Here is an 11,668-nt window from a genome sequence, read left to right as displayed (position 1 = left end):
ATGGCTTTGCTTGAACGCCTGGCCGTGGCGAGTGGCGTGCTGGCCGCAATCGCCCTCGCTTCGATCGGAGTGCTGATCTCGGGGCAGATTGTCGGCCGCATGTTCGGCCACCAGATACCGTCGGCGGACGATTTCGCCGCCTGGTGTCTGGCGGCCTCCATCTTCCTCGCCCTGCCCTACGCCCTCTTGCACGGTGCGCACATTCGCGTCACCCTGGTCCTGCAGTTCCTGCCCGAAAAGGCCGTCAAACCCTACGAAATCATCGCCACGCTGATCGCCATCGCGCTGTCGGCCTGGGGCGCCTGGCACGCCATCTTCTTCGTCTACGAATCCTACGCATACAACGAAATCTCGCAGGGCATGCTACGCGTTCCCCTGTGGATACCCCAATTGTCCATGCCCGTCGGCCTGACCCTGTTCGCGCTGATGCTGGTGCGCCACCTGGTGCTCGCGCTGCGCGGCGAGCTGCCCAAGGAGATCGGCCATGAATGACATTCTCCAGGCGGTGATCCTGGTCGGCGCGCTGCTGTTGCTGCTCGGCCTGGGCGTCTGGGTCGCGGTCGCGCTGATCGGCTGCGGCCTGCTCGGGCTCATCGTGTTCACCGACGCGCCCGCCGGCATCATCTTCGCCACCAAGAGCTGGGACGCGACCGCCAACTGGGCGCTGACCGCGCTGCCGCTGTTCATCTGGATGGGCGAGATCCTGTATCGCACCCGGCTCGCCGAGGACATGTTCACCGGGCTCAGCCCCTGGGTGAACCGCCTGCCGGGCCGCCTGACCCACGTGAACGTGATCGGCTGCGGCATCTTCGCCGCGGTCTCGGGATCGTCGGCCGCCACCGCCGCCACCATCGGCCGCATCTCGCTGCCCGAACTCAAATCGCGCGGCTACAACGAAAGCCTGTCCATCGGTTCGCTCGCCGGCGCCGGCACGCTGGGCCTGCTCATTCCGCCCTCGATCGTGATGATCGTCTACGGCGTCGCCGCCCAGGTCTCGATCATCAAGCTCTTCATCGCGGGCATTCTGCCGGGCATCATGCTCATGTTCCTGTTTTCGGGCTACATCGGCCTCTGGTCGATCCGCAACAAGGACAAGGTGCCGCCGCCCGAGCCGTCGATCCCCTGGACGCAGCGTTTCGCGCGCCTGCGCCTGCTGCTGCCGGTGATGCTGCTCATCGCCGGGGTGATCGGCTCGATCTACGCAGGCATCGCCACCGCCACCGAAGCGGCCACGATCGGCGTGATCGGCGCGCTCATCATCGCCGCCTGGGGCCGCTCGCTCACCTGGAGGTCGTTCACCGACAGTCTGATGGGCGCCACCCGCACGTCCTGCATGATCGGCTTCATCCTGATGGGCGCGGCCTACCTGACCAGCGCGATGAGCTTCACCGGCCTGCCCGCCAACGTGGCGGCCTGGATCTCCAGCATGGGCCTGTCGCCCTACATGCTGATCTTCGTGCTGACGATCTTCTTCATCCTGCTCGGTGCGTTTCTCGACGGGATCTCGATCGTGGTACTCACGACCAGCGTGCTGATGCCCACCGTGCTCGCCAGCGGGCTCGACCCGATCTGGTTCGGCATCTACCTGATCTTGGTGGTGGAAATGGCGCAGATCACGCCGCCGGTGGGCTTCAACCTGTTCGTCATCCAGGGCATCACCGGCTACGACCTCTGGAAAGTGGTGCGCATGTCCTTCCCGTTCTTCCTGCTGCTGGTGCTGGCCACCGCCATCGTGACCGTCTTCCCGCGGATCGTCACCGTGCTGCCCAACGCCATGTAGCCCGACTCGCCATGCGTCAGGACTGCCCGACGTGCCCGCTCCCGCCAGGGACGGGCACGTTTTTTTCTTGCGGAACTCTGCGTGCGCGGCAGTGCTCTGTCCTAGGGTGTCTCGATCCCCATGCCGCGGGGCACGAACCGGGCAACCGTCTCCGACAGGACGCGATGACCGTCATGTGAGCATCGCCCCCCAAGCGCACCCGCAAATCCCGGAGGAAGCCGCCTTGACCGTGCCTGTCCGCAGCCTGATCCCCGCCCTGCTGTGGCGCAGCGCCGGTTTCGGCACGATCTGGTGGGCCATGACCGAGGGCGCGGCCGGCACCCTGGGCTTCGGCCTGCTCGCCAGCGCCGCGGCGGCCTCGGCCAGCGTGGCCCTGCTTCCGCCGCCCTGGCCGCGGCCCAGGCTGATGGCGCTGCTGCGCTTCGTGCCGTTCTTCCTGCGGCAGTCCATCGCCGGCGGCGCCGACGTCGTACGCCGCGCCTGCGCCCCGCGCGTACCGACCGCGCCCGCCCTGGTGGCCTACCCGGTGGCCGGCATGGGCGCGACCGAACGCGTGGTCTTCACGCTGGTCGTCAACCTGATCCCGGGCACCCTGTCCGCCCGGCTCGAGGACGAGCGCCTGATCCTGCACGTCATCGATCGCCACCTGCCCGTGCACGCCGCCCTGCAACAGTTGGAGGAACGCGTCGCCGCCGTGTTCGGCCGCGCGGCGGGGCGTGGCGACGGCCATACGGATCGCGGTACCGCCGGCCATGCCGATGAGGAAACGCGCCCGGATGGGAGGATGTCCCCATGACCTCCTGGTACATCGGCCTGGCGGCCCTGCTGCTCGTGCAACTGCTGATCGGCCTCGCGCGCGTGCTGCGCGGGCCGGCGCCGCCGGACCGCATGACCTGCGCGCAGTTGTTCGGCACAATGGGCGTGGCCATCCTGCTGTTGCTGGCCGAGGCCGTCGAGCTGCCCGCCCTGCGCGACGTGGCGCTGGTCTTCGCCCTGCTGGGCGCGCTGGCGGCGAGCGCCTTCGTCGCCCGGGTCTGGCCGCGGCGTGGCAAGGAGCGGCCATGATCGATGCCCTCACCGTCGTGCTGCTGGTGCTGTCCGCGGTGTTCTTCACCGGCGGCACGCTCGGCCTGCTGCGCTTTGGCGATACGCTCACCCGCCTGCACGCGCTCACCAAGGCCGACAACCTGGGCCTCGGCTTTCTCGTCAGCGGGCTCATCCTGCAAAGCGACAGCGTGGCGAGCGGCGTCAAGCTCGGCTTGATCTGGCTGCTGGCCATGCTGGTCGGTTCGGCCGGGGCGTACCTGATCGCGCGGCATGCGCTGGGCGTGGAGCACGCCGACGCCGACAGCGTCGAGCTGCTGCAGCCGCACACGCACGGCGCCGCCGACACGGCCCACCCTGCCGACAGCGCCACGCCCGCCAGCCGACAGGCCCGCTCATGATCCGTGCCATGAACCTGGGCTTCGACTTGCTCCTGGCGGCCGGCCTGGTCTACGTGGCCTGGCGCGCCCTGGGCGTGCGCGACCTGTTCACGGCGATCGTGCTCTTCATCGCCTTCGGCCTGCTGATGGCGCTGTGCTGGGTGCGTCTGGACGCGCCCGACATCGCGCTCGCCGAAGCCGCCATCGGCGCTGGCCTCACCGGCGCACTGCTGCTCGACGCGCTCGGCCACCTGAGCGGGCGGCGGGCGGGCCAGGGCGCGCCGCCCGACACCGACCAGGACGCGCGCGGCGAACTCGACGGCACGCGCCCGCCGCGCATGCGCGATCACGCCGCGGCCGGCGTACTCGGCCTCTTCGCCGGTCTCATCGTCGCCGGCGGTCTGTGGTTCCTGCCCATACCCGACGGCGGGGCATACGCGGCCATGGCGTCGGCCCTGGACGCACACCCGGTATCGAACGCCGTGACCGCGGTGCTGCTCGATCTGCGCGCCTATGACACCTTCCTCGAGATGGGCGTGCTCGCGCTGGCCGCGCTCGGCGCCCTCATGCTGCGCGCCACCGCGGCCCCAGCCCCGCAGGCCTTGCCGCCGGCACGCACCAGCCGCCTGCTGCCCGCCATCGGCGGCGTGCTCGTGCCGTTCATGCTGATGGCCGCCGTGTACCTGTATTGGGCCGGCACGGGCCGCTCGGGCGGTGCGTTTCCCGCCGGCGCGATCCTGGCCGCCGCCTGCGTGCTGCTCTTTCTCTCCGGTACACAGCAGCTCGCCGCGCGCGATCATCCCGTCACGCGCAGCGTCCTCGCGCTGGGCCTGGTCGCCTTCCTGGCCGCGGGCTGGGCGAGCGCAGCGATGGGTGGCGGCTTCCTGCAATGGCCGCAGGGCTGGGTGTACCCCGGCATTCTGGCCCTGGAAGGCGTGCTCACGCTGGCCATCGGCGGCATGCTCGCCATGATCTACACCGCCGACGCACAGCCCCCGCAACCGCCTCGGCCGCCCCGGGAATCGCCATGACCCACTCGCCCGAACTGGTGATCTACGGCGGCGCGGCCGCGGCCCTGATGGCGCTGGCGCTGCATGCGCTCGTTGCCAGCGCCAGCCTGCTGCGCCGCATCCTCGCGCTCAACGTGCTGAGTTCGGCGGTCTTCCTGCTGCTGGTGGCCATCGCCCGCCGCGCCCCCGATGGCCCGCCCGACCCGCTGCCGCATGCCATGGTGCTGACCGGCATCGTGGTCGCCGTGAGCGCGAGCGCCTTCGCGCTGGTGCTGCTCAAGCGCCTGCACGATGCGGGCCCCGCGCCCGCGGAGCAGAAGGAGGATGCGGTTGACTGAAGTCCCGCCGTTCGGGCTGCCGTTGTTGCTCGCCACACCACTGACGCCGCTCTGCCTCGCCCTGCTGGCGCTGTTCGCGCGCGGCCGCTGGGCGGGGTTGCTGCACACGCTGGGGCCGGCGTCGGCGCTGGCGGTCGCGGCCGGGCTGGCCCATGCGGTCATCGACACCGGCGCTCCCGTGCGGCACGCCCTGGGTGGCTGGCGCGCGCCCCTGGGCATCGAGCTGGTGGCCGATGGGGTGGCCGCCGTCATGCTGCTGCTGACCGGTATCGTGGCCGCGCTCGCCGCCTGGTATGCCTGGCTCGCCGCCAGCCCCGACGAACGCCGGCAGGCACGCCTCTTCTGGCCGCTGTTCTATCTGTTGTGGGCCGGCCTGAACGCCCTGTTCGTGGCGGCCGACCTCTTCAACCTGTACGTCACGATGGAACTCGTGACGCTGGCCGCGGTGATGCTGGTGGCGCAGGCCGGCAAGCGCGAGGCGCTCGCCGCCGCCATGCGCTACCTGCTGGTCGCGCTGCTGGGTTCGCTGCTGTACCTGGCCGGCGTGGCGCTGCTCTACGGCGCGAGCGGTACGCTGGATCTCGCACTCGCGCGCGAGCATGCGAGCACCGGGCCCGCCGCCTGGGCGGCCCTGGCGCTGATGCTGGCCGGCCTGGCCGCCAAGACCGCGCTCTTTCCCTTTCACGTCTGGCTGCCGGCCGCGCACGGCTCGGCCGCCGCGCCGGTCAGCGCCGTGCTGTCCGCCCTGGTCATCAAGGCCTGGTTCTACCTGCTCGTGCGCCTCTGGCTCGGCCCCTTCGCCGCGCTCGAACTGCACACCGTCGGGCTGCTCCTGGGCTGCGCCGGCACCGCGGCGATCGTCTGGGGTTCGCTGCAGGCGGCGCGCCAGGACCGGCTCAAACCGCTCATCGCCTACTCCACCGTCGCCCAGATCGGCTATCTCTTTCTGTTCTTCCCGCTGTTCTCCCAGACACCCTCGCTGGCCTGGAGCGGTACGTTCTACCTGGCGCTCACCCATGGCCTGGCCAAGGCGGCCTTCTTCCTGGCCGCCGGCAACGTGCTGCTCGCGCTGGGTACGGACCGCATCGACGCGCTGGCGCGCCTGGCGGGCCGGCTGAAGATGAGCCTGCTGGCCATGGGGCTGGCCGGCGTCAGCCTGATGGGCCTGCCGCCGGCCGGCGGCTTCGTCGGCAAATGGCTGCTGCTCGAAGCGGGCTGGCGCCACGGCGCCTGGCTCTGGATCGTCGTGCTCGCCGGCGGCGGGCTGCTCTCGGCGCTGTACGTGATCAAGGTGCTCGGCGCAGCGCTCGCCCGCGCGCCCGAGGACGCCGAGGCGCGGGCGCCGCACCCGGTGCCCTGGCCGCTCGAATGGCTGGCGCTGGTGCCGGCCACGCTCGCCTTCCTGCTGGGCGTGGCCGCCGCCCTGCCCCTGAACCTGCTGGACATCGGCGTGGCGCTGGCCCAGGCTGCCGCACCGCGTACCGACACCAGCAGCGGCGCCTGGCTGCTGACGGCGATCCTGCTGTCCTCGTTCTTCCCGGGGCTGGCGGTGTTCTTCCTCACCGAAGCGCAGTCGCGGCTGCGCATCGCGCTCAACCTGGCGGGCGCGGTGGCCAAGGTGGTGCTGGTGCTGGTCTTGCTGGACGGGGTGATGGCCGGCAACGCCTACGAGGCCCGCATCGCCTTCCTGCCCGGCCTGGACCTGTCACTGCGCGCCGATCCGCTCAGCCTGCAGTTCGTCACGCTGTCCGCCGGGCTCTGGCTGGCCACCACGATCTACGCCATCGGCTACCTCAAGCGCTACGAGGATCGCTCGCGCTTCTTCGGCTTCTTCAGCCTGTCGGTGACCGCATCGACCGGCATCGCGCTGTCCGGCAACCTCGTCACCTTTCTGTACTTCTACGAATTCCTCACCATCGCCACCTACCCGCTGGTGGTGCACAGCGGCACGCCGCAGGCACTCGCCGCCGGGCGCCGCTATCTCGTCTATACGTTGATCGGCGGCGTGGCCGTCCTGCTCGGCACGCTGGGCCTGCACGTGCTCGACGCGAACCTGGAGTTCAGCGCGGCCAACTCGCTCGAGCCGCTGCATGCGCGCGCGCCCGGCGCGTTGGCGCTGATCTTCGCGCTCCTGATGGGCGGCATGGGCGTGAAGGCTGCGCTGGTGCCACTGCACGGCTGGCTGCCCAGCGCCATGGTCGCGCCGGCGCCGGTGAGCGCGCTGCTGCACGCGGTCGCGGTGGTCAAGGCCGGCGTCTTCGGCATCATCCGCGTGCTCTACGACGTCTTCGGTCTGGGCTTCTCGCAGGCCTACGCGGGCACGGCGGCGCTCGCCGCGGTCGCCGCCTTCACCATTGTCTACGGCTCGGTGCGCGCCCTCTTCCAACGCGAGATCAAGAAGCGCCTGGCCTATTCCACCGTCAGCCAGCTCTCCTACATCGCCCTGGGCGCCTGCCTGGCGAGCCCGATCGCGACCATCGGCGCACTCGTGCACATCGTGCACCAGGGGCTGATGAAGATCACCCTGTTCTTCTGCGCCGGCAATCTGGCCGAGGCGCGCGGCGTTCACACCGTGGACGAGATGCGCGGCATGGGCCGCGCGATGCCCTGGACCATGGCGGCGTTCACCGTGGGCGCGTTCGGCATGATCGGCCTGCCGCCGGTGGCAGGCTTCGTCAGCAAATGGTATCTGGCAGGCGGCGCTCTGGATGCCGGCCAGGGCTGGGTGATCTGGATCTTCGTCGCCTCGACCGTGCTCAACGCCGCGTACTTCCTGCCCATGCTGTACGCCGCCTGGTTCCTCGAGCCCGCGCCGGCGCGGGGCCCTGCGCGCAAACCGCTGACGATGTGGATGCTGCTGCCGCCGGTCGCCACCGCCTTGGCCTCGATCGGCGCGGGCGTGTTCGCCGGCCTCGCGCTCAGCCCCCTGGGCTGGGCCGAGGTGATCGCCGAGCGCGACTACTACGGCATCTCCCCGGAACCTTGAGCATGCTGGCCACCACCGCCCTTCTCTGCTGTGCCGGCCTGCCCCTGGCGCTGGCGTTTGCGCTGGCCGCCGCGCGGCTGCGGCCGTTCGCTCTGGCGCTCGCGCCCTGGGCGGCCCTGCCCGCCCTGCTGGTCGCCTTGTCCGGCTGGCCCTCGGCTACGGTCGAACTCCCGTGGCTGCTGGTCGGCACCACGCTCGGGCTGGACGACACCTCGCGCGTGTTCCTCCTGCTCACCGCCGCGCTCTGGCTGGTCTGCGGGCACTACGCCGCCGCCTACCACGCCCACGACCCGCATCGCGTGCGCATGTCCGCCTACTGGCTGGCGACGCTGGCCGGCAACCTCCTGCTCATTCTCGCCGGCGACGCCGTGACCTTCTACCTGGGCTTTCTGACGATGGGCCTGTGCGCGTACGGGTTGATCGTGCACGACGGGACCGATGAAGCCCGGCGCGCCGGGACCGTCTACCTCGCGCTGGTGATCCTGGGCGAAGCATTGATCCTGCCCGCGCTGTGGCTGGCCGTGGCACAGGCCGCGTCGATCGCGCTCGACGACATGGCATCCGCCGTGGCCGCCGACCCGCTGACGCTGGGGCTGCTGGTGGCCGGATTCGGCATCAAGGCGGCGCTGGTGCCCCTGCATGTGTGGCTGCCGGTGGCCCACCCGGTGGCGCCGACACCGGCCAGCGCGGTGCTCTCGGGGGCCATGGTCAAGGCCGGGGTGCTGGGGTGGCTGGTGCTGCTGCCGCTGGGCGAGCTGGCCGCGCCGGCGCTGGGGGCCGCCTTGATCGGCCTGGGCCTGGCCGGCGCTTTCGGCGCAGCGCTCGCCGGCTGCGCCCAGGCCCGCCCCAAGGCCGTGCTCGCCTATTCCTCGGTGAGCCAACTGGGCCTGCTCGCCGCGGCCCTCGGCATGGCCTTCCTGGACGTGAGTGCGGCCGCCCCCGCCGTGCTCGCCATCACGCTGTACGCGGTCCACCACGCCTTTGCCAAGGGGGCGCTGTTTCTCGGCGTGGGATGCGTGCAGGCGGCGCCCGATGCGCGGCGCCGGCGCCGCGCGCTCGCCCTTCTGCTGCTGCCCGGCCTCGCCCTGGCCGGCCTGCCCTTCACCAGCGGCGCGGTGGCCAAGACGGCACTCAAGCACGTGCTGCCCGAACTGACCGACGCATGGTATGGCGTGCTCGATACCGTCTTGCCGCTGGCCGCGATCGGCACCACGCTGCTGATGGCCCGCTTCGGCTTTCTGTTGTGGCACGAGCCCGTGGGCAAGCCCAAGCCGGGCCTTGCGGCACCCTGGCTGGTCTTGCTCGGCATGGTGGCCGTCGTCGGTTTCGTGCCCGCCCTGTTCCCGTCCGCCCTCATCGAGGAAGCCCTCGCCCCCTCGCACTGGTGGGGCGCGAGCTGGCCGGTGCTGCTCGGGTTGGTGCTGGCGGGCGCCGCCGCGCGCTGGTGGCGACGCGCGCCGCGCGTTCCCGAAGGCGACATCCTGTGGCCGATCGTGGCCTGCGTGCGGGCTGTCGGCGCGCGCATTGCCTGGCGCCGCGCCAGCGAGGCATGGGCCGCCCTGCAGGACGGCATCGCGGCGCGCTCGGCGCTCGCATGGCGCCTGCTGGACCGCAGGGTCGGTGCCGGCGAACGCTGGCTGACGGCCTGGCCCGTGCTCGCCGGCGCCATGCTGGCGGCGATCGTGCTCGCCTGGTGGCTGGTGCGCGCCCAGCAGGTATAGACATGCCGCACCCGTGCCCGCGCATCGGGCTGGCGCCCGCTCAGCCCCGGCCGGCCCCAGGAGGCAGTGCGGCGCTCAGACGGCCAGCCGCGCGTTGATGAGATCGGTCACCAGCATGTGGCCCGGCGCATGGGTGATGCAGAACGCCGGCTTGGCGGCAGCCACCACGGATTGCGGCGTCACGCCGCAGGCCCAGAACACCGGGATCTCGCCCGCACGGATCTCGACCGGATCGCCATAGTCGGGCCGCGCGAGGTCGGCAATGCCGATTTCGGCGGGGTCGCCCAGGTGCACGGGCGAACCATGCACCGACGGGAAGCGCGAGGTGACTTCGATCGCGCGGATCGCGTCGGCCGCGCGCATGGGCCGCATGGAGACCACCATGGGCCCGTGAAACCGCCCGGCCGGCTGGGTCATCAGGCTGGTGCGGTACATCGGCACGTTGCAGCCCTGCTCGATGTGGCGCACCGGCAGGCCGTTCTGCAGCATGGCCTCTTCGAACGAGAACGAGCAGCCGATCAGGAACGCCACCAGGTCGTCGCGCCAGTGCGCGCCGATCTGCCCGGGTTCCTCGACGAGCTCGCCGTCGCGCCAGACGCGATAGCGCGGAATGTCGGTACGAATGTCCACGTCCACGCCCAGCGTGGGCAGCGCGGGATCGCCGGGTTCCGAGACCGCCAGCAGCGGGCACGGCTTGGGATTGCGCTGGCAAAACCGCAGGAAGTCCTCGGCCAGCGCGCGCGGCAGGATCGCGAGGTTGGCCTGCACGTGGCCGGGCGCCAGGTTCGCCGTGGGTCCGGTGTAGCGGCCCGTGCGGATGGCGAGCCTGGCCTGGTGGCCGGGGTTGCCCGGCAGCATCGGGAGAGACGACATGAAAGCTCCAGCAGTGCCGGGGCCGCGGCCCCGGCGCAATATGACTCGCTTCCGCCTGGCGGCGGAAGCTTCCTCGTCGCGCCATGGGCGCGCCAGGACGGGCTGGCCAGGCTGGACCTTGCCCCGAGGGCGAGGCTTGCGCCCGGCCCCGTGGTCAGCCGCGCAGCATGGCTTCGACGGCCGCGCCCACGGCCAGCACGCGCTCGTCCTGTCCGCCCGCGGCCGCCAGCATCAGCCCGACCGGCGCCGCGCCCGGCGCATGGCAAGGCAGCGACAGCGCGCAGCCGTCGAGGAAGTTGATGAAGGTGGAATTGCGCAGGATCAGGCCGTTGGCCGCGTAGTAGGCATCGTCCGAGGCCGTCAGCGCCGCGATCGTGGGCGCGACTACCGGCACGGTCGGCATGGCGAGCACGTCGTAGCCCGCGATGCGCGCCTCGACACCGGCAATCCAGGCCTGCCGCGCGGCCAGCAGCTCGATGTAGTCGGCCGCACTGATGTCGGCCCCGCGGCGCATGCGCGACACCACGCGCGGATCGTAGGCGTCGGCCGCCCGCTCGATCAGGCCGCGATGCCAGGCCCAGGCCTCGGCGGCGGTGAAGCCGCCCTTGGCATTGATCGCGCCGAGCCGGGCGAATTCGGGTATCTCGATGCGCTCGACGCGCGCGCCCGCCCGCTCGAGCTGCGCAAGGACGCCGGCGAAGGCGGTGGCCACGGTCTCGTCCATGCCGTCCAGGACCACGGTGCCCGGCACCGCCACGCGCAACCCTTCCAGCCGCGCGGGAGCCAGCGCGCGCGGAGCTTCACCCGCCATGATGGCGTCGGCGGCCGCGCAGCACGCCACGCTCGCGCCCAACGGGCCGATCGAATCCAGGTTGGCGGACAGCGGCAGCACGCCGTCCATCGACACGCGCCGCGCCGTCGGCTTGAAGCCCGTCAGGCCGCACAGCGCCGAGGGTATGCGTACCGAGCCGCCGGTGTCCGAACCCATGGCGATCGCGGCCATGCCGTCGGTCACCGAAACCGCGGCGCCGGAGGACGAGCCGCCCGGGATGCGCGCCTCGTTGCGCTGCCAGGCGTTGCGCGGTGTGCCGTAGTGCGGATTGATGCCCAGGCCCGAGTAGGCGAACTCGGTCATGTTGGTCTTGCCCACGATGACCGCGCCCGCGGCCGCCAGCCGCCGCACCACCAGCGCGTCCTGCGCTGCCGGCGCGGCATCCTTGAGCACGACCGATCCGGCCGTGGTCGGCTCGCCGGCCACGTCGAACAGATCCTTGATCGACACGGGCACGCCGTCGAGCACCGAGCGGACCTGTCCGGCCGCGCGCAGCAGATCGGCGGCGCGCGCCTGCGCCAGCGCGCGTTCCTCATAGAGGCGGGTGTAGACGCGCGCGCCTTCGCCGGCCGGGTCCTTGGCGCGCGCCAGTGCGGCCTCGGCCAGCGCGAGCGCGCTGGTGCGTCCGGCGTCCAGATCCGCGCGCAGTTGTTGCAATGTGGGAAGCATGACGGTTCTCCTGGGCCGGCGCGATGCGGACCGGC

11 protein-coding genes are annotated in these 11,668 nt (G+C 71.4%); 9 read left to right on the top strand and 2 right to left on the bottom strand.

The annotated features are described in order from the left end of the window. The 9 genes from FOZ76_RS21305 to FOZ76_RS21265 all read left to right on the top strand — a co-directional run bounded on the left by FOZ76_RS21305 (nucleotide 1) and on the right by FOZ76_RS21265 (nucleotide 9,259). The gene (locus tag FOZ76_RS21305; protein WP_143950281.1) at nucleotides 1–492 is read left to right on the top strand and encodes a TRAP transporter small permease; all 492 of its coding nucleotides are present in this window, start codon (nucleotides 1–3) and stop codon (nucleotides 490–492) included. Continuing rightward, nucleotides 485–1,780 (top strand): TRAP transporter large permease, encoded by a 1,296-nt coding sequence (locus FOZ76_RS21300; RefSeq protein ID WP_143950280.1) that lies wholly within the window; start codon nucleotides 485–487, stop codon nucleotides 1,778–1,780. Before FOZ76_RS21305 ends, FOZ76_RS21300 begins: the two co-directional genes overlap by 8 nt. A 229-nt stretch (nucleotides 1,781–2,009) precedes the next feature. Then, nucleotides 2,010–2,576, top strand: a complete 567-nt coding sequence (locus tag FOZ76_RS21295; protein ID WP_246129731.1) for a Na+/H+ antiporter subunit E — start codon at nucleotides 2,010–2,012, stop codon at nucleotides 2,574–2,576. Further along, nucleotides 2,573–2,845 (top strand): monovalent cation/H+ antiporter complex subunit F, encoded by a 273-nt coding sequence (locus FOZ76_RS21290; RefSeq protein WP_143950278.1) that lies wholly within the window; start codon nucleotides 2,573–2,575, stop codon nucleotides 2,843–2,845. Before FOZ76_RS21295 ends, FOZ76_RS21290 begins: the two co-directional genes overlap by 4 nt. Then, nucleotides 2,842–3,225 carry a cation:proton antiporter gene (locus FOZ76_RS21285; protein WP_143950277.1) on the top strand — a complete coding sequence of 128 codons (384 nt, stop codon included), beginning with the start codon at nucleotides 2,842–2,844 and terminating at the stop codon, nucleotides 3,223–3,225. The genes FOZ76_RS21290 and FOZ76_RS21285 overlap by 4 nt, the downstream gene beginning before the upstream one ends. Then, nucleotides 3,222–4,235 carry a hydrogenase subunit MbhD domain-containing protein gene (locus FOZ76_RS21280; RefSeq protein ID WP_143950276.1) on the top strand — a complete coding sequence of 338 codons (1,014 nt, stop codon included), beginning with the start codon at nucleotides 3,222–3,224 and terminating at the stop codon, nucleotides 4,233–4,235. Before FOZ76_RS21285 ends, FOZ76_RS21280 begins: the two co-directional genes overlap by 4 nt. Beyond that, entirely contained in the window at nucleotides 4,232–4,552 is a 321-nt protein-coding gene (locus FOZ76_RS21275) for a sodium:proton antiporter (protein WP_143950275.1), read from the top strand. Before FOZ76_RS21280 ends, FOZ76_RS21275 begins: the two co-directional genes overlap by 4 nt. Continuing rightward, nucleotides 4,545–7,538 (top strand): proton-conducting transporter transmembrane domain-containing protein, encoded by a 2,994-nt coding sequence (locus FOZ76_RS27750; protein ID WP_211366360.1) that lies wholly within the window; start codon nucleotides 4,545–4,547, stop codon nucleotides 7,536–7,538. The genes FOZ76_RS21275 and FOZ76_RS27750 overlap by 8 nt, the downstream gene beginning before the upstream one ends. A 2-nt stretch (nucleotides 7,539–7,540) precedes the next feature. Further along, nucleotides 7,541–9,259, top strand: a complete 1,719-nt coding sequence (locus FOZ76_RS21265) for a complex I subunit 5 family protein (protein ID WP_143950273.1) — start codon at nucleotides 7,541–7,543, stop codon at nucleotides 9,257–9,259. A gap of 75 nt (nucleotides 9,260–9,334) precedes the next feature. On the opposite strand, the gene FOZ76_RS21260 is transcribed toward FOZ76_RS21265, so the two are convergent. Next, nucleotides 9,335–10,132, bottom strand: a complete 798-nt coding sequence (locus tag FOZ76_RS21260; RefSeq protein WP_143950272.1) for a putative hydro-lyase — start codon at nucleotides 10,130–10,132, stop codon at nucleotides 9,335–9,337. Nucleotides 10,133–10,286: 154 nt separating this feature from the next. After that, on the bottom strand, nucleotides 10,287–11,633 hold the full coding sequence (locus FOZ76_RS21255) for an amidase (RefSeq protein WP_143950271.1): 1,347 nt from the start codon (nucleotides 11,631–11,633) through the stop codon (nucleotides 10,287–10,289). Nucleotides 11,634–11,668: the final 35 nt, after the last annotated feature.

The organism is Verticiella sediminum, from assembly GCF_007558815.1.
Classification (GTDB): domain Bacteria; phylum Pseudomonadota; class Gammaproteobacteria; order Burkholderiales; family Burkholderiaceae_B; genus Verticiella; species Verticiella sediminum.
The sequence above is the reverse complement of the archived record's forward strand: the minus strand, read 5'-3'. Positions and strand labels throughout refer to the sequence as shown.